The sequence below is a fragment of the Merdibacter massiliensis genome, assembly GCF_900155395.1.
GTDB lineage: Bacteria > Bacillota_I > Bacilli_A > Erysipelotrichales > Erysipelotrichaceae > Merdibacter > Merdibacter massiliensis.
Window position 1 is genome coordinate 342,845 of record NZ_LT699727.1, and the last position, 17,913, is coordinate 360,757.

Here is a 17,913-nt window from a genome sequence, read left to right on the forward strand (position 1 = left end):
ATTGCCTTTTGCTGTTGTTCAGCCATAACGGCATCTATCCGATCCTGCTCACTTTTTATATATTTTTTACAAACAAGGCACGAATCGCATTCAATACGGCCAGGATCATGACCCCGACATCGGCAAAGATGGCCAGCCACATATTAGCGATGCCGACTGCTCCCAGCAGCAAACAGATAACTTTGACACCGATGGCAAATATGATATTTTGATAAACGATTCGTAAACATTTACGCGATATTTTAATTGCTTTGACGATCTTTAACGGATCATCATCCATCAATACGACATCTGCTGCTTCAATAGCAGCATCAGAACCCATGGCTCCCATGGCAATGCCTATATCCGCACGTCCTAAGACAGGCGCGTCGTTGATTCCATCCCCTACAAAGGCTAGCTTCTCTTTTTCTGCCTTATTCTTTAATAACTGTTCCACCTTTTGTACTTTATCACCAGGCAAGAGCTCGCTGTATACTTCATCGATTCCCAATTGTTTTCCTACCTGCTGTGCAACTTTGCCAGCATCGCCGGTCAGCATGACACTTTTTTTGATTCCACAGGCACGCAATCCTTGTATAGCTTTCTTAGCATTTGCCTTGATAACATCAGAAATGACAATATGTCCTGCATATTCACCGTTGACTGCCATATGAATGATCGTACCGACATGATGACAAGGAATTGCTTTGATTCCTAAACGGGTCATCAATTTTTCATTGCCCGCAGCTACTTGTATTCCATCTACTTTTGCAATTACTCCATTGCCGCTGATTTCCTGTACATCGCTGACACGTGTACGGTCAACTGTCTTTCCATAAGCTTTCTGCAAACTTTTGGAAATTGGATGTGAAGACGAACTTTCTGCATAAGCCGCATACTCGATCAACTGTTCATCAGAAATCGTACCATGATGCACTCCAATGACCTCAAAGACGCCTTGCGTCAATGTTCCTGTCTTATCAAAAACAACGATCTTAGTTTTTGATAAGGTTTCCAGATAGTTGCTGCCTTTGACAAGGACACCTGCATTGCTTGCACCGCCGATGCCTGCAAAAAAGGTAAGCGGGATACTGATGACCAATGCGCATGGACAGCTGATGACCAGAAATGTTAAAGCACGATAGACCCAAACTTCCCATTGAGGTGCCATTTGCAAAAGCAAAGAGAACAGCGGCGGTAAAAATGCCAGCAGGATTGCAGCTATACAAACAACCGGTGTATAGATCCGCGCAAATTTAGATATGAAGTTTTCTGAATGTGATTTACGGGAACTTGCATTTTCCACCAGATCCAAAATTTTAGATACTGTAGATTCTCCAAATTCTTTTGTCGTTTGAATTTTCAATACTCCGCTCAAATTGATGCAGCCACTGATGATCTCATCATTCACTTGAACATCACGCGGCAGGCTCTCTCCGGTCAAAGCACTTGTATTCAGACTGCTGTTTCCTTCTATAACAATTCCATCAATCGCCACTTTTTCACCAGGAAGGACCGTGATGATCGAACCGATTGCCACTTCATCCGGATCCACTTTTTCCAATTTACCGCCTTTTTCCACGTTCGCATAATCCGGGCGGATATCCATCAATTCACTAATATTGCGGCGGCTTTTTCCTACTGCATAACTTTGGAACCACTCCCCGATCTGATAGAACAACATAACCGCAATGGCCTCGGTATAATCACCACTTTGTTCATAAATGGCTAAAGCAAATGCCCCAACCGTAGCTATCGCCATCAAAAAGCTTTCATCAAAGACCTGATGATTGCGGATTCCCTTCCATGCTTTGATCAAGATGTCGGATCCAATGACTAGATAATCAATCAGATAATAAAGAAAAAGCCCAACAGAACCGATATACTGTTCCATTTTCTCTCCCAACAGCTGACCGATAAGCAACAAGATCGATGCAGCCCAGATGCGAACCAGCATTTTTCTTTGTTTTTTTGTCAAAGAACGTTTATTTGTCACACCTTTGCCCAAAAAATATGTTGCTAATAAAATGACAAGGATCAATAAACCATCCACGATCCATTCTTGCATAGAATTGCCCCCTTTTTATTTTATAGATAGATCTCGCATTCATCTTCTACTTTTTTACAATTTTTTAGAACTTCTTTCATGACATCTTTTGCATTGACACCTTCTTCAAATTCCACATTCATCTTTAATGTCATGAAATTGACCACGGCATCTTTGACTCCGGCAGTATTCTTTGCTGCCTGCTCCATCTTGTTTGCACAATTTGCACAATCCACTTCGATCTGATAACTTTTTTTCATAAATTCTCCTCCTATAACGATTTAACGATTACTTAATTGTTTACTTGTAGTATAATGGGAGAGTAGAAAACGGTCAACTATTTTACTACCGTTTTTTCTAATTGGGACAAAACAATTTCCAAATGGACAAAAAGGAGGTATTTTTTATGTTACATGCCCTTCCGCATGACCATGGACAATCCATAGAGCAGAATCTCGAACAAATGCCAAGCAGCGCAGATTTTGAAGTTGCTGCCGATATCTTCAAACAACTTTGCGACCCTAACCGCATCCGCATATTTTGGTTATTATGTCATTGTGAAGAATGCGTCATCAATATTGCGGCATTGGTCAATATGAGCTCTCCTGCAGTTTCCCATCATTTACGACAATTAAAAGCAAGCAATTTAATTGTCAGCCGCAGAGAAGGAAAAGAAGTGTATTATCGCTGTGCTGACAACAAGACTGCGCAAATGCTGCATCCGATCATTGAAAAAATTGTAGAAATCAATTGCCCTAATGAAGCGATCCGAGGTTGATATGATGAAGAACAATGCGTATTCAAAAATAAAGGATGCATTGCAAAATGTAGCGGAAAATCAATTTTTCATACACGAATATGGAAAGGAACACGCCTCTTCTTTACATCCGCAACACGTTTCTGTTCCGATTTGCGGAAAAGGCAGCATTACGATCTATCCAATATTTCCAGGGATCGAGTTATCATTTCACCGTTACTTGACGCAACAAGCAAATTTTCACCACTCTCCAAACGATCATATTTTAGAGATCAATTACTGCCATCAAGGGCGTATCGGCTGGGATATGAAAAACAATGCCAGCGTGTATTTAGGTGAAGGCGATGTCTGCTTACACACTTTATCTAGTTGTGCAGATTCAACGATCAGCCTTCCATTAGGATATTATGAAGGGATTGCCTGCACATTTGATTTGCAGCGAATCCAAAAACAAGATTTGCCTCTATTAAAAAATATCGATTTTGATCCGCAAATGCTCTATACTCATTTCTGTGCAAAGAAAGAGGTACTCGGTATCTTAAGCAATGATTGGACAAGATCTGTATTTTCTCAAATGTGGAACATTCCAACTTCCATTCAACTCACTTATTACAAACTGAAGGTAATCGAACTGCTGCTTTATCTTATGAAAATAGAAAATAATCAAAATCAGCCGTTAACTGCATACGAAAATACACAGATTGAACTCATAAGAGAAGTTCACAAATTTCTGATCACACACATCGAACAGCGTTTTACCATCGAAGAATTATCAAAACAATTTTTGATCAACACTTCCTCTTTGAAAGCAATTTTTAAAGCTGTCTATGGTCAGCCGATTGCTGCCTATATGAAGGAATACCGTCTGCAGTATGCTGCAAAACAATTAAAGGAAAGTGATCGATCCATTTTAGAAATTGCAAAAGAAATAGGATACGGTACACAAGGAAAGTTTAGCAAAGCTTTTAAAGAACATATGCAGCTGTCCCCTTCTCAATATCGTAAAACAAATAAATAGGCATCGATCAACGATGCCTATTTTCGTATGCTTCCTTTTCCATATACTTGATATTTATAAGTCGTCAATTCACGCAGGCCCATTGGTCCCCGTGCATGTAATTTCTGCGTAGAAATACCAATCTCTGCACCAAATCCAAACTCAAAGCCATCAGAGAAACGTGTAGAGGCGTTTGCATATACCACAGCCGCATCCACTTGGTTTAAAAATGTTTCAACAGCAACCGGGTCACTGCTCAAGATCGCATCCGAGTGCATTGTATGATGAGTATTGATATGCAGGATTGCTTCTTCCAGAGTGTCCACACATTTCACAGATATCGCATAATCCAAATATTCTTTCGCATAATCTTCCTCTGTAGCCGGAATCACTTCCGGATCAAAGAGGCAAATCGTTTCATCACCATGAATCACAACACCATTTGCTTTTAATGCAGCAAGGATGGATGGCAACAGATCCAGGCGGTCGCGATGGATCAACAAACTTTCTGCAGCATTGCATACGCTCACCCGCTGACATTTGGCATTCAATATAATAGGAATGACTTCTTGTTCATCCACTTGTCGATCAACATATAAAATACAGTTGCCGCTGCCGGTCTCAATAATCGGAACGCTGGCATTCTCTACACAATGTTTGATCAACCGTGCACTGCCGCGCGGAATAAGAAGATCCAGATACGTACGCATCTTCATAAAAGCATCTACTGCTGCATGTCCGCTTTCCTGCAGCAAAGCTATGCAGTTTTCATCAATATTACATTGTCGTAAAGCAGCCCGCATCCATTTACACAACATTTGATTACTGGCCATGGTTTCACTGCTGCCTCTTAAAAAGCAAACATTCCCGCTTTTCAGGCAAAGCGACGCGGCATCCACGCTGACATTGGGACGCGCTTCATAAATAATGCCGATTACGCCAAAAGGAACACTGCGTTTGACCAAATGCAGTTCCCCGCGATCCCATTCTTCCAGAATATGTCCGCAAGGATCCGGTAAAGAAGCGACCTGGCGTACGCCTTCACAAATAGCCGCCAAACGTTGTTCATCCAATGAGAGACGATCAATAAAAGATTCACTTCTTCCCGATAAACGGGCTGCCTCTACATCTTTTTTATTTGCTTCCAAAATACTTTCCCTTTTTTCCCAAAGCAAGCTTGCCATGCATTGTAAAGCTTCATTCTTTTTTTCTGTAGGCAATTGTGCTAATTGATAGCTTGCTTGTTTACAAAGTCTTCCTTGTTCTTCCATTGTTACCATATCATTCACCTTTTAGCGCAAAATAGCGTTCCTCTATTTTTTTCCTCAACTAAATCATATAAGATATTCGGATCTTCTCCATTTGCAATCACCATATTGCATCCTGCACTTGTTGCAATTTGTGCTGCGTGCAGCTTTGTGATCATACCGCCAGTTCCCACGTTTGAATTGCTGTCTCCTGCCATGGCCAGCACATGCTCATCGATCGTGTCAACGACATCGATCTTTTTTGCATCTGGATTCTTAGAAGGATCTTGATCATACAATCCTTCGATATCGCTTAAAAGCACCAGTAAATCTGCTTGAATCAATTGTGCGGTAATGGCACTCAATGTATCATTGTCACCATAGACAATCTCTTCGGTAGCTATGCTGTCATTTTCATTGATGATAGGAATCGTTCCATAAGACAACAGCACCTGCAGTGTATTCAACGCATTTTCTTTCAGCTGTTCTTCTTCCAGATCACGTTTGGTCAACAGCAACTGTGCCACTTTTCTGGAATACTGTGCAAACATCTGATCATAGATATACATCAATTCACATTGGCCAATTGCTGCCATCGCCTGTTTTTCTTTTAATTCTTTCGGACGATGATGCAGCTGCATCTTCCCACATCCTGCTGCAATAGCACCGCTGCTCACTAAAACCACTTCATGCCCGGCATTATTGAGATCGCTTAATACTCTAGCCAATAAATCTAGCTTTCTTAAATTTAATCGTCCGCTTTCATGTGTGATCGTAGACGATCCCACTTTTACAACGATTCTTTTTTTCTTCATAAACTGTCTCCTGATCTTTTTGTATAACTATAGCATAACCCTTTTGCAAATACAAAAAAAACCGGCAGCTGCCGGTTTCTATTTCCCACGATGTTTTTCTATGAAAGCTTTTAACCGCTGATAGCTGGCTTCGCTGATCACATGTTCCATACGACAGGCATCATTTTCTGCGGTTTCCGCGTCAACCCCTAATTCTTGCAAAAACTGCTGTAAGTATTGATGACGATCATAAATGGTCGAAGCGATCTTTTTTCCTTCTTCGGTCAACGTAATTTCTCTTTCTTCCATCTCGATCAATCCGCGTTCTTTCAAAATACTCATTGCACGCGATACGCTTGGTTTAGAATAATTCAATTCTTTTGCGATATCAATGGAACGTACTTTTCCATGTTCTCCTTGTAATTTAAGGATCGTTTCCAAATAATCTTCCCCTGATTCATGAATCTGCATGATTGTTCACTCCTAATTTTTTATAAATTCTAGTTTAAGTATAGCATAGGACAACAAAAGAAGCGAATAGAATGCGCAAAACCAACCCTTGTATCTCTGCAACCTGCACGATCATCAGCTATACAGAGAATAAAGGAGAATTATTTTTATTTTTTTTCATTTTTTTGTTGACATTATGTCTAGTTATTGGTAATATAAATGAGCAATCACGAGTTGCCTGAATAGCTCAGTAGGTAGAGCATCCGGCTGTTAACCGGCAGGTCACAGGTTCGAGTCCTGTTTCAGGCGCCATTTATCAATGACACTTTACAAATTTCCTTTATGAAAGGATATACGTAAAGTGTTTTTTATATATATATGGATCAGATTGGTTCTTCCATATCCAATGCTGCTTGTGCAGCAATCTCCAGCAGAAGCAAAAACTGTTCTTTTTGTTCTTTTGTCATCTTTTGTGTCATTTGATCAAAACAGTGTTCCATCTGCTGTTTTAAAAAAGGGTATACTTCCCATGCTTTTTCTGTTGGAGAAATATCGTACGTTCTTTTATCTTTTTTATTTGTCGTACGCTTCAAAAAATTCCGATGTACTAATTTTGTCACCGTTTTTGCTATTACGCTTTTATCCAGATTTAAGCGTTTTGTAATTTCATCCTGAGTCAGCATTTCATGATCACAAACGATCAAAAGGACCATTGCCTGCGGAGATGTCAAATCATGGCCGGCACAAACACCGTTCATCCACATATGCGTCTTTCTGTAAATGATAGAAATGGCCTTAAAAGCGCCATTCTTTTTTTTCTGCATAACATACACATCCTTTTCTTTTATCATAGCAAAAACAAGTGGCAACTGCAACCAGTTATTGACTGTGCAGCACAGCTGCGTTATAGTAATATAGTTGCAATTGCCACTATATTACAGTAAAGGAGCAAAGATAAATGGAAACTGTCAAAAAAATATGGAACAAAAAATTCATTCTTCTTTTTATTACAAACTTGCTTGTACTGGCAGCTTTTTATGCCTCTATTCCCATCATCCCGGTATATTGTCAGGAAATTGGGATCACTGGTTCAAAGGTTGGCATCGTATTAACCGCAATGTCCATTGCTACCATTATATTTCGGCCAGTTGCCGGTTACTTGCTGGATAATTTTAATCGTTATCGAGTATATTTGCTTTTTTTAGCCCTGTTTTGTCTTTCTTTTCCCAGTTTTATCTTATTCCCTATCTTCGGCGCATTGATCTTGATTCGATTGTATATGGGTGCTGTCTACTCGGTATGCGGTTCTGCTACGATGACACTAGCAAGCGATGTGCTTCCATCCTCCAAGATTACAGAAGGTATCAGCCGTTTTGCCTTTACCATTTCTATCGGAATGGCGCTCGGTCCTTATGTGGGTATACAAGTTCAGAATCACATGAGTTCTAAAGCATCTTTTCTTACGATCTTTGCGATCACTCTCCTCGCATTGTTATGTGTTTCTCTTTGCAAGATCAAATACCCGAAGATCAAACGGAAGAAATTTGTATTAAAGGAAACAATTTACAGACCTTCCTTGCCATTTATGTGGAACATGATGTTTTTGATGATTCCTTATGGAGCTGTTATCGCTTATTCTTCTATTCTTGCGCAAGAGAAAAATCTAACTTCTGTCATTCCTTATTTCTATATTTTTCTCGTTGCCGGAATGCTCCTGTCTAAACTTTCTACGCAAAAATTGATCGATGCAGGAAAACATCGCATACTGGTTTACATCAGTTTGCTGATCTTGATTATCACAATGTTTAGTTACATGTTTTTATCCACCGGCATCCATCTTCTATTAGCTGGTTTCTTTTTCGGCATCGGTTATGGAATCTTGCAACCTTTATTTCAATCTTTTGTTACCGGTACGACACCAGCTCCTAAACGCGGCGTTGCAAATGCAACTTATTTATTATCTTATGATATAGGTATCGGATTTGGCTCGCTACTTATGGGTTTTTTACAAGAGCCTTTAGGCCTTTCCAAGGGATTTGCTTTAACAGCACTTGCCTATATCATTGGAGGAATTATGTATTGTATATACGTGGAACATTATTATCAAAAGAAAAAAGTATCTATGGAACAAGCTGTCTTATCTACAGACAATTTAGAAACCCATATGGAAAAAGAGGTTTACAGCGTTTCTTCTCACAATACCGTCAAAGAAACCATTACTTATTTTACTGAAAAACGCATCAGCAGCGCACCGATCATTAATGAGGAGCACAAGGTCATTGGTTTTATCAGTGACGGTGACATCATGCGCTTTTTACGTGAAAAAGAACTGCCGGCTCCTGCCGATAGTTCACTGTTATTTTTAAATTATTTGTGGGATCCTGATTCTGAATTCGAACAGAAGTTAGATTCTATACTGGATCTCAACGTGCTGGAAGTCGGTACCACCAAACCAATCACCATCTCCGTGCATTCATCATTAGAAACTGCTTGCAAATTGCTCAGTGATGCAGGCATCAAAAAAGTCCCAGTCATGAAAGAAGAAAAGATGATCGGTATCCTGTCCCGATCTGCCATCACACATTATTTAATCAAGCGTTATCTTAAAAAAAGCAACAAATAGACAACCCTGTTTCTAAAAGCAGAAAAGCTGGCTCATAAAAAGACCAGCTTTTTTGATTACTATATCTGCACACGATCGCTTTCATTCACTTTACGAATAACTTTGCATGGATTTCCAGCAGCAACCACACCTTTCGGGATATCATGCAATACGACACTGCCTGCTCCGATCACGCTGCCAGCCCCAATCGTAACACCTCCACAAATAGTTGCATTTGCGCCGATCCATACATCATCTTCTATCGTAATTGGTTTTGACAGCAGGATGCCTTGCGCACGCTGTAATGCATCAACAGGATGAGCTGCACAGGAAATACACACACCTGGCGCAATAAAAGCGTTTTTTCCGATCAGAACTTTCGAGGTATCTAATATCACACAATTGTAATTGATGATCGTCAATCCCTGCGTATGAATATTAAACCCGTAATCGCAATGAAAGGACGGTTCAATAAAGGTAAGAGGATGACAATGACCAAATAATTTTTGTAAGATCTCTTTCCTCTCTTTTCCTTGTTCCGGGGATGTCTGATTATATTTCCAACATAACATCTTTGCCTTCTGCTGCAGTTGCAAAGGCATCTCCTGGTTATTAGCAGCAAAACTTCCTTCCATTTTTTCTTTTTCGATCATATTGTTACTCCTTTTTCGATTCTATCAAATGTTGGATGCAAGCAGCCATTGTTTTTTCACCTATAGAAGCATCGATACACATATCGTAGTTGTCTGCACTGCCCCATATTTGCTTTGTATAATAATGATAATTTTCTTTACGCATATGATCCATCTTATGAATCAATGCAGAAGCTTCCTTTTCATTTAAATTTTCTCGTTTCTTGACTGTTTGCACTCGATAAGAAAGCGGAGCATGCAAAAATATTTTGATACATTTTTTCTTATCACGCAATACCCAATCTGAACAACGCCCTACAATTACAGAATTTTCTTTTGCTAGAGAACGAATGACATCTGACTCTGCCTCAAAGATTGCGTCTTTCATCGGTTTGTATTCATCTGAATATGCATATCCCTCATGCACAAGGTCATAAATCAAGGAACTGTTCATACGCTCTTCATGATCCATGATGTATTTTTGATCAAAACCAGTTGATTTTGCTGTCAGTGTGATAATTTGTTCATCATAGAACGCAAATTGCAGCTGCTGTGCCAACTGTTTGGCAAAATCATGTCCGCCACTGCCATATTCGCGACTGATGACAATACAAACTGAATCCTCCTGCAGCGGTGTCAGTTCTGTCTGTTCCTTGACAAATAGCCGTTCAGGAAGGAACGATAATCTTCTGGCGATCCAGCGGGCAATAGCCCCAACGAAAAAAGCCGCAATGATCGTACCTTCTCTCACCCCCTGTAATTGTGAGAAAAAGAAAAAAGAAAGTACGCCGGCAATGATCGTCATAGCCGCATCAAAGCATACTTTTGTTATACCGAAATCTGTATGCCAGCGAAGAACGATGGATTTGACAAAGGATTCTCCCGGCAACATGATCACATCTGCCAAAACTTCCATATACACACCAATTCCCAAAATCAGGCAGCCAATGAAAAGAAATAAGATTGCCTGCCAATATGCTTCAGGCTGCACAAAAAAAAAGAAGCTGCATCGTTAAATCAATAAAATAGCCAAAAAAAACAGATACCGGAATCTGCCATAAATTATGCCATTGAAACTTTCGCCCAAGTATAAGCAGCTGCAAAAGTACTAATAAAATACTGAATAAAATCGTAAATACCCCTAAAGAAAGCGGAAAATATAAGCTAAGGACATACGGGATCGATGAGATCGGTGAAGTACCCAGGCTTGCTTTCGTGATCAAGCTAACTCCTAATGAATTAACAAATAAGCCAATAAAAAAAATAAGATATCGTTTTACTTTTTCATGATGCATGGACATACCCCCTTTTACCATAAAAAGTGTAGCATCCAACAAAAAACATGTCAATATTGACATGTTTATTATCTTTCTTGCGCCATGACCATTGCCATACATTTTGTCAACCATTCACAAATTGCTTTTTCACGGTAAATAGCGCCTAATAAGACCATATAATCAGATAACTGCTCTTTATCGCTCGGCGGTACACATGCAAAACCTTGCATTTTATGCGTAAGTTCCTGCAAATATTGTTCATGATAACATTGTTGTTCTTTCAACAAATCAAACTGCTCCTCTTTTTTTAACAAATCGGAAAAGAATAATTGTAAACGAAACGCATCTTTTGTAATCACTTTTTCAGGATGTGCCTGTTTTTCCCAAGCAAACCAAGCTTCTCTTCCACTCTCCGTAATACGATATTTTTTCTTCTCCAGCACATTTCCTGTAATTTCGATCGAATATTCGATCCATCCTTTTTCGGTCAAATTTTTTAATTCAGGATATATCTGGCTGTGTTTTGCAGGCCAAAATTCAAACAAAGTAGATTCAAACTGCTTTTTCAATTCATATCCTGTCATGCTCTGTCTTTCAAGCATGCCTAAGATTGCGTATTGTAACACGCTTATCTCTCCTCCTGTTCATTGTTTTTCGTATATTTTGGTACTGTCATATGGCAATATTTTTCTATCATCAGAATCGCTGCACATCATGTGCAAAAGAAAATATTTGATTCCAAATCTTTTTAAAACGTCCATGTGTTCATTATAAGAAGAAATTAATCTGCTTTCAATAGAACCAAGAAAAGATGATTTGCATAATAATCATGAAATCATCTTTTCTTATCTTAGCATTCGAAGAAAAGCTTTATTCTTCTTTGCGTTTACAGTAAACTGCCACAATTCCCCATAATGAAAGAAGACCCGTTGCTGCTAATGGTAATGCAGCTGTCTGCACACTGCCTGTAGGAACAGATTCTTTGACAGGCTTTGTCGTCTTATCCTCTGAAGAAAGATTTGTTTCTGTTTTCTCTTTCACTTTCTCTAAATTCATTGCTGCTTTTTCAAGCGTGCTGTATGCGCTCATGATATCTTCTTTTGTCGCACTTTCATTTTGATATACAGCGCAGGCATCGTCATAAGCTTTCTTAAATGGCATCCAGCTTTCTTTTGTATGATCTTCGGCATGCAATCCATCATATCTATTCAGCAATGCATACAATTCACTCTTATCTTCCTTCACAGGTGCCTGTATTTCAACTAATGCATGAATTGCCTCATTCAGTGCGTCCGCTGCAGCATCAATTGCCTTTTGATCAACGGTATCCTCCTTTAACAAAGTTTCTGCAATCTTCAATTTTTCTTGCAAATTCGCCCAGCTGTCAGCTGTATAGTTTGACGCAGAATATGCATCGGCTTTCTCAATTGCGGCTTTAAGAGCATCCTTATGAATTGGCTGCGCATCATGTAAACGCAAGCGTGCCTTCATCAAATCCAGATCATAGATACATTGTGCTACCTTGTTTGCATCTGGATCACTTTGTTCGAGAAGTTCTTTGGCCTCCTCGATCTTCGCTGTATACGCCTGCCAACTTTCCTCTGTAAGATCGTCCTTATGTAAACGAGCCGCTAGTTTTTCTGCTTCAGCAACTGCCACATGCAATCCTTTTGTGTTTACCTCTATATTAGCCAGCTTTACTCGTATTTCTGCAGCAGATCCATTGTTATTCACTGCTTCCACATATTCCAAGCGAATGTGTTTCGCCATCACTGCATCAAAAGAGATCGTTTTTACAGAGGCGTCATTTTTTAAAGAACCAGTTTTGATTTCTTTATAATCTTTTCCATTCTCGCTTATCAAAATGCGATATTTTGTCACATTGCCATTGCTCCCGCTTTGTCTAGGTGTATACAACAGTGCATTCACTTTTGCAGGCTTATCCATCTCTAAATCAATCCAATGCGGCATCTTCTTTTGATTCCAGTCTGTATGCCAAATCGTATTGGTCTTGCCATCCAATACATTGGCAGGATCAGATCCATCTGCTTGATAACTGGAAGCAGTTGCTTTCATCGTAGCAGAATCAACATAATATAGATTGCTCAATGCTTTTGTCTGCAAGGCATCCATCGCTTTTACAAGTGCTGTTTCATAGGCATCCACGACATATTGTAATTTTTTCGGCAAATCGTAACGAATGCTGTCCAATGCCTTTTGTACAGCAGAAGCTGTTTCTTTTGTAAAAGAATCCAATTGATCGATCAGTGTCTTATATGTTTCAACACGATCATAATTTGCTTTCTGGTACTTGCTTTCTTTCATGGCCGCATTTATTTTTTCTGTCAACTGATCAATTGCTGCCGCATCAGGATCATATTGTGCAAGGATATCCCGTGCTTCTTTCATCAACGGATCTAAAACAGAACGATTCTCATCGTTGATAATAGAAGATGCGTTCCATAATGCCTGATCCAGCGGCATCGTAGTGGCAAAATCAGCATTTTTACCAATACGGACATCATCCACGTAACCAATAAACGCCTGTGATTCACTTCCGATCTTTGCCATTGGGAACATCATCGTCGCTAACAACGGCCGTCCTTCAACTTTTTCATCGTCGCCAATGGTATCTGTCCATTTTCCATTTACATACAGTTGGATCTTGTTTTGCTCATTTTTAAATTCTAACTCTACCCACTCATTTACAGGAAGTGTATAGTCAAAGGAATAATCACGTGATTCTCTAGAGAAGCCTACTTTCCCGGTCTCTTTTTGAACTGCTTTGATACTGCCATATGGACTTTCAAACAAAATCTGTTCATCTGTATTCTCTGTCGTTCGTTTTACTTTTACACGAAGATCACTGTTCAGACCTGCAGTTTCAAGTCCGGTTTGGATATAACTTTTCCCGCCTTCTAACCGTAACGCTTTTTTTCCATCGACTTCCACGATTTCTGCCTTTTCACCTGGGCTGACAGCAAATGCATTTTCGGATGTATCTTTCAGCGCATCCATCGGCAGATGCATATAAACATCTGATTTTGAATGGACTTCATAACCGAAATTTGTTCTTGGAGCATCTCCTAACTGTTTCGACCTGGATTTTGCATCTGTTAAGGAAAGATCCTCTTTCCCCCATAATTTTGCGCCAAACAAAGGCATATTGCTGATACGATGATAGACATCATACTCCGTTACTCCGTTTTCTTTATAATCTGTCATATCATTCCATACCGCAAAAGCACCGCCGACCATCTGATCGTCACCGGCAGGGATCGTCACACCACTAATCGTATTGATCGCAGTATTATACATCGTATTGTCACTTAAATAATCATAGTAATAGCCGGCATTCGGTACAATATAATAATTTCCATCATTACAATTGATCAAATCAAAACCTTCATCATACATTTCATTCATTTTTGCATATCCGAAGTTCCATAAATTAATCTGTACACCTTTTGCGTCGATATCTTCTCCCTTTGCACATTGCGTAAAGCTTCCCCACACACGTGCTTTTCTTCCGCTGCCTTCCACATAATGCAGCATATCATTCACAAATTTGCGATATGCCTGTGAGGAAGCATTGTATTCATCCGCACCTATGTGTACGATCGTATCTTTATCAAATACCGGATCGTTTCCATTTAAATACTCAGAAAATATGGTCTGTACAAAAGCTACGCTCTGGTCATATGAATTCACCAGATCTAAATGGTCTGTAGCCCGGCCTGTCGTACCATAGCGAAGCTGCGGCAATACTTTTGTTAAAGCCAAAGCATGTGCCGGCGTATCAATTTCAGGCACAATATTCACTCCCAAGGTCCGGGATTCTTTTATAAATTTTCTAAATTCTTCCTTTGTATACCATACATCTGTACTTGTCAGATCTTGTTGATATCGTAATACCTGGTCACCTACTGTTAAAGGCTGTCCCTCTTTTCCCGTCAGCACATTGCCTTTTTTTACCAGATCACTTTCTAAGCGAAATGCCGAATAAGCGCTCATTGGATCTTGTTTATTCTCTAAGAAGATCAAATTATCATTTAGATGCACTTGGAAGTCATTCAGCTTATACCATGACATTTCTTTTACGATCTGTTTTAAATAATCCATGGTAAATGTCTTTCTTCCAACATCCAGGATAAAACCGCGCACTTCATATAATGGATAATCCCGCGCGATACCTTGCGGAATACGCTCAAATGAATTTTGTTTGAGCGCCTGCAGGATCGTTCTTGTGCTCCAATACGCACCGGTAGTCGTTTCCGCATATACAGTGAGCTTATCAGTGATCTCCATTTGATAGCCTTCTTTCATCAATCCTAAAGAAGTATCGGAAGTGAGAGCAAAATAAAAATCTCCCGGATTTACATTTGCTTCGTCACCTTTCATCACTGTAATATCTTTTCCAGTCAAAGCTGTATAATCTGCTTTCATCTCTTCAGCGACTGCTTTTAGATCATCACTGGCATATACGATCTTGCTGCTGTCCCGCAGAGTAAATTGTCCTGTCTTTCCTTTCCACTCCTGCAGTTGCGGCAATATAGCCGGTGCAGCATTATCTGACGAAGAAGTTTCATATTGGCCGGGGATCAAAACTGGAATTTCCTTAAACGCATACGCTTTTGTTTGATCATTGACAATTTTAAATGATACATTGACCGTCTTATCTACAATAGGATGATAAATGGTCAGATCATCATCTACTACCTGTTCCAAGTCTGTTCCGTTATACGTAACTGTATATCCTTCCGCTTTTGGAAGATGAACGACAAGCTTATTTGCTTCTTTGGACGGTGCATCCACTGTGATGCTTTGCTTGATATCTTCCATGGACATAGCAGGCGTACCGCCATACACTTCCATTTCATAAAGTGAGATGGTGTTCCATGTAATATTGCTATCTGGATCCTTTGCATCAAGCGCATGAATATAAATCCGTACATAACGAGCCTGTTTCACCTCATCCAAAGTGATCGTTTCTGTTTTGCTGGATGGACGTGATTTCATTTGTTTGACTGGTGTCCATTGTTCTTTATTATCGCTGATTTCAATTTGATAATCCGTCGCTTTTCGTGTTTCCCAAAACAAACGAATCGTTTTTATATCTCGTTGTTCACCTAAATCCACATAAAGCCAATGCGGTGCATTTCCCACTTGACTGGACCATCGAGATTTTGAATTTGCCGTATCTCCGTCAAATGCTTTATCTGCATTCAGTTCCTTTGTTTCATCTGAGCTGGAATATCCTTTTTTATGCAACGCGACATTCTTGCCAGGATCTTGCGGCGTTACTTTTGAACCATCTGCATCATAAATTTCAAATTCGCGAAGCGACACGCTTGGATAGCCGTCCACTGTGATCGTAATTTTCACATACCGGTAGTTTTGCTTATCAGGCAGCGTAACTTGTTCAAATGCATTTTCTATTTGCAGATGATCTGGTGCTTTATACAGTTGAACAAATCCTTTATCCGGATCATTGCTGCCCTCGATCACATAGTCTTTTACAGTGACTTCTTTGGTATCTTCAAAGTAAATCTTAAACTGATTAAAATCGGTTGCTTTGCCCAAATCTACCATAAACGATGCCGTATGTTTTTGATCACCTTCAGATGCCCAACGTGTTTTTAGATCGCCGTCTACAGCATTTTTTGCTGCAAAAGTTGTTTCATTATACGAATGACTCGCCGTTGCTTTTTTATGCAACGCTAAATTATCTTCATTCGCATGCACCACTTGTGCAAATCCACCATTTGGTAAACATGAAAAGGTCATAAATGCAGCCAACGCAACCTTAGGGGCTGCATTTCTTTTTCTCTTTTTCACCTATTTCCCTCCCGGTATATCTATCTTCTCATTTACAGGAGAATACTATATATACCTTTTCCTTTCTATGTTCCTGCATGAATCAAAGATAAGCGTTCAAACCATTTATCTTGGATGGAAAAATAAAAACCAACATGCATCAGTTTTTATTGAATACCTCCTTCATATTGCTGTTATCCGCATAATTTATGTAATGTTTTTATTTCATGCACGCACATTATGCCATTGTGAATTTCAGTTTTGCAAGCGTTTTCAGTTTCGTTTTTTGCGATTGCTAATTAATACAAAGAAATTGCTAAAAAGTACAAAGCAATCTTATTGTTCGTTATGTAACCTCTTACATGTTGCTCTTTTTATCATTTTGTCCTTTGTCACCCTGTCCCTTGAACTTCTGGATCAGCATTATCTTCAATTTTTTGATCCTGTCTATTTTTTTTCTGAGTCTCCTTATCAAAAAAGTGAAATACTTGTTCAAAAACAAATATTTCACTTGATTGGATCAACCTATACTGCAGCTATTAAAATCTATGCTTTCTTCAACTATCTTTTCAAATATTCTTCTAAGCGATAGCGTTTTCTGTCTTGTGTATGTTTGCCGTAATTGATTGCTGTTTGCGGACAGCCGTTTAAACAACGCAGGCATTGATAACAATGTTCATTCCAAGTCGGTTTACCATCCACCATTTGAATAGTAGCAGCCGGACAATGGGCGGCACACCATCCGCACCCATTACAACGGTCCAGATCAATTGTAAAGGGTCGAGTCGTTGTCGCAAATCTTTCAAACAGCGGATGGATCATCTTGGTCTTCATCCAGGGAAAAGAACCTTCATGAACATGCATGATCGTTCTATGTTCCAATATTTCTCTTGCCATATTTTCGATCTGTTGCTTTGCCGCAGCAATTTTTTTCTCGATTACATCTGCAGGTTCTAAATCTTCGCCGATGATGTAATTGCTGGGCATTTCGATACTATAACAACTGTCGATGCGATACACTTTTTTTAATTCTTTCATTGCGTTCCCGCTGTCGGCTCCACATGTACAAATCGCAAAAGTAAAAGCAGAGGTCGGCGGCAATTGTTTTACAAATTCCATCATTGGCTTGCAAACACCCCAGGCATAAATAGGAAAGACAAATCCAATAAACTTTTCTTCTTGCAGATCATGCTGAGAGCTCTTTGGTATAATGTCACGCATCTGCTCGTTCATTTGCGCAGCCATCTGTTGAGCGACCCATTTAGAATTCCCTGTACCTGAAAAATAATAGATCATCGATTCCTTCCTCCTTTA

15 protein-coding genes and 1 tRNA gene are annotated in these 17,913 nt (G+C 39.6%); 4 read left to right on the forward strand and 12 right to left on the reverse strand.

The features are described from left to right. Nucleotides 1-55 precede the first annotated feature (55 nt). Nucleotides 56-2,047, reverse strand: coding sequence for a heavy metal translocating P-type ATPase (locus tag BQ9859_RS09675; protein WP_456237780.1), 1,992 nt, complete (start codon nt 2,045-2,047; stop codon nt 56-58). 20 nt (nt 2,048-2,067) lie between these two features. Continuing rightward, nucleotides 2,068-2,286 carry a cation transporter gene (locus tag BQ9859_RS09680; protein WP_075877956.1) on the reverse strand — a complete coding sequence of 73 codons (219 nt, stop codon included), beginning with the start codon at nt 2,284-2,286 and terminating at the stop codon, nt 2,068-2,070. Between the two features lie 146 nt (nt 2,287-2,432). On the opposite strand from BQ9859_RS09680, the gene BQ9859_RS09685 reads away from it, so the two are divergent. Both BQ9859_RS09685 and BQ9859_RS09690 read left to right on the forward strand, forming a co-directional pair. Beyond that, nucleotides 2,433-2,804: an ArsR/SmtB family transcription factor gene (locus BQ9859_RS09685; protein ID WP_075877957.1), complete on the forward strand. Its 372-nt coding sequence runs from the start codon at nt 2,433-2,435 to the stop codon at nt 2,802-2,804. Nucleotide 2,805: 1 nt separating this feature from the next. Then, entirely contained in the window at nt 2,806-3,801 is a 996-nt protein-coding gene (locus BQ9859_RS09690) for a helix-turn-helix domain-containing protein (protein WP_235846425.1), read from the forward strand. A 17-nt stretch (nt 3,802-3,818) separates the two neighbouring features. On the opposite strand, the gene BQ9859_RS09695 is transcribed toward BQ9859_RS09690, so the two are convergent. The 3 genes from BQ9859_RS09695 to BQ9859_RS09705 all read right to left on the reverse strand — a co-directional run bounded on the left by BQ9859_RS09695 (nt 3,819) and on the right by BQ9859_RS09705 (nt 6,292). Further along, a complete protein-coding gene (locus BQ9859_RS09695; RefSeq protein WP_075877958.1) occupies nt 3,819-5,060 on the reverse strand; it encodes a glutamate-5-semialdehyde dehydrogenase in 1,242 nt (413 codons plus the stop codon). A gap of 5 nt (nt 5,061-5,065) precedes the next feature. Next, complete coding sequence (gene proB / locus BQ9859_RS09700) at nt 5,066-5,842, reverse strand: glutamate 5-kinase (protein WP_075877959.1); 777 nt, start codon at nt 5,840-5,842, stop codon at nt 5,066-5,068. A gap of 78 nt (nt 5,843-5,920) precedes the next feature. Beyond that, complete coding sequence (locus tag BQ9859_RS09705; RefSeq protein WP_075877960.1) at nt 5,921-6,292, reverse strand: metal-dependent transcriptional regulator; 372 nt, start codon at nt 6,290-6,292, stop codon at nt 5,921-5,923. Nucleotides 6,293-6,507: 215 nt separating this feature from the next. On the opposite strand from BQ9859_RS09705, the gene BQ9859_RS09710 reads away from it, so the two are divergent. Beyond that, a tRNA-Asn gene (locus BQ9859_RS09710) sits at nt 6,508-6,583 on the forward strand. A 71-nt stretch (nt 6,584-6,654) separates the two neighbouring features. Here BQ9859_RS09710 and BQ9859_RS09715 read toward each other — a convergent pair. Continuing rightward, complete coding sequence (locus tag BQ9859_RS09715) at nt 6,655-7,095, reverse strand: MarR family winged helix-turn-helix transcriptional regulator (protein ID WP_075877961.1); 441 nt, start codon at nt 7,093-7,095, stop codon at nt 6,655-6,657. A 134-nt stretch (nt 7,096-7,229) separates the two neighbouring features. Between BQ9859_RS09715 and BQ9859_RS09720 the strand changes: the two genes are divergently transcribed. Continuing rightward, a complete protein-coding gene (locus tag BQ9859_RS09720) occupies nt 7,230-8,894 on the forward strand; it encodes an MFS transporter (protein ID WP_083662837.1) in 1,665 nt (554 codons plus the stop codon). 59 nt (nt 8,895-8,953) lie between these two features. Here the strand turns inward: BQ9859_RS09720 and BQ9859_RS09735 are convergent, their stop codons facing one another. The 6 genes from BQ9859_RS09735 to BQ9859_RS09760 all read right to left on the reverse strand — a co-directional run bounded on the left by BQ9859_RS09735 (nt 8,954) and on the right by BQ9859_RS09760 (nt 17,895). Beyond that, the gene (locus tag BQ9859_RS09735; RefSeq protein ID WP_075877962.1) at nt 8,954-9,526 is read right to left on the reverse strand and encodes a sugar O-acetyltransferase; all 573 of its coding nucleotides are present in this window, start codon (nt 9,524-9,526) and stop codon (nt 8,954-8,956) included. A 4-nt stretch (nt 9,527-9,530) separates the two neighbouring features. Beyond that, a complete protein-coding gene (locus BQ9859_RS09740) occupies nt 9,531-10,421 on the reverse strand; it encodes a cytidylate kinase family protein (protein ID WP_235846426.1) in 891 nt (296 codons plus the stop codon). Nucleotides 10,422-10,485: 64 nt separating this feature from the next. Then, complete coding sequence (locus tag BQ9859_RS12655; RefSeq protein ID WP_202613481.1) at nt 10,486-10,800, reverse strand: DUF6198 family protein; 315 nt, start codon at nt 10,798-10,800, stop codon at nt 10,486-10,488. A 68-nt stretch (nt 10,801-10,868) separates the two neighbouring features. Next, a complete protein-coding gene (locus BQ9859_RS09745) occupies nt 10,869-11,408 on the reverse strand; it encodes a PadR family transcriptional regulator (protein ID WP_202613482.1) in 540 nt (179 codons plus the stop codon). Between the two features lie 244 nt (nt 11,409-11,652). After that, nucleotides 11,653-16,620 carry a discoidin domain-containing protein gene (locus BQ9859_RS09750; protein WP_143404412.1) on the reverse strand — a complete coding sequence of 1,656 codons (4,968 nt, stop codon included), beginning with the start codon at nt 16,618-16,620 and terminating at the stop codon, nt 11,653-11,655. Between the two features lie 540 nt (nt 16,621-17,160). Beyond that, the gene (locus BQ9859_RS09760; RefSeq protein WP_075877965.1) at nt 17,161-17,895 is read right to left on the reverse strand and encodes an EFR1 family ferrodoxin; all 735 of its coding nucleotides are present in this window, start codon (nt 17,893-17,895) and stop codon (nt 17,161-17,163) included. Between the last annotated feature and the right edge of the window lie 18 nt (nt 17,896-17,913).

What these genes read in the sequence shown, in the direction of transcription:
- BQ9859_RS09675 (WP_456237780.1), bottom strand. Translation starts at nt 2,047, where the DNA reads ATGCAAGAATGGATCGTGGATGGTTTATTGATCCTTGTCATTTTATTA.
- BQ9859_RS09680 (WP_075877956.1), bottom strand. Translation starts at nt 2,286, where the DNA reads ATGAAAAAAAGTTATCAGATCGAAGTGGATTGTGCAAATTGTGCAAAC.
- BQ9859_RS09685 (WP_075877957.1), top strand. Translation starts at nt 2,433, where the DNA reads ATGTTACATGCCCTTCCGCATGACCATGGACAATCCATAGAGCAGAAT.
- BQ9859_RS09690 (WP_235846425.1), top strand. Translation starts at nt 2,806, where the DNA reads ATGATGAAGAACAATGCGTATTCAAAAATAAAGGATGCATTGCAAAAT.
- BQ9859_RS09695 (WP_075877958.1), bottom strand. Translation starts at nt 5,060, where the DNA reads ATGGTAACAATGGAAGAACAAGGAAGACTTTGTAAACAAGCAAGCTAT.
- proB (WP_075877959.1), bottom strand. Translation starts at nt 5,842, where the DNA reads ATGAAGAAAAAAAGAATCGTTGTAAAAGTGGGATCGTCTACGATCACA.
- BQ9859_RS09705 (WP_075877960.1), bottom strand. Translation starts at nt 6,292, where the DNA reads ATGCAGATTCATGAATCAGGGGAAGATTATTTGGAAACGATCCTTAAA.
- BQ9859_RS09715 (WP_075877961.1), bottom strand. Translation starts at nt 7,095, where the DNA reads ATGCAGAAAAAAAAGAATGGCGCTTTTAAGGCCATTTCTATCATTTAC.
- BQ9859_RS09720 (WP_083662837.1), top strand. Translation starts at nt 7,230, where the DNA reads ATGGAAACTGTCAAAAAAATATGGAACAAAAAATTCATTCTTCTTTTT.
- BQ9859_RS09735 (WP_075877962.1), bottom strand. Translation starts at nt 9,526, where the DNA reads ATGATCGAAAAAGAAAAAATGGAAGGAAGTTTTGCTGCTAATAACCAG.
- BQ9859_RS09740 (WP_235846426.1), bottom strand. Translation starts at nt 10,421, where the DNA reads ATGGAAGTTTTGGCAGATGTGATCATGTTGCCGGGAGAATCCTTTGTC.
- BQ9859_RS12655 (WP_202613481.1), bottom strand. Translation starts at nt 10,800, where the DNA reads ATGCATCATGAAAAAGTAAAACGATATCTTATTTTTTTTATTGGCTTA.
- BQ9859_RS09760 (WP_075877965.1), bottom strand. Translation starts at nt 17,895, where the DNA reads ATGATCTATTATTTTTCAGGTACAGGGAATTCTAAATGGGTCGCTCAA.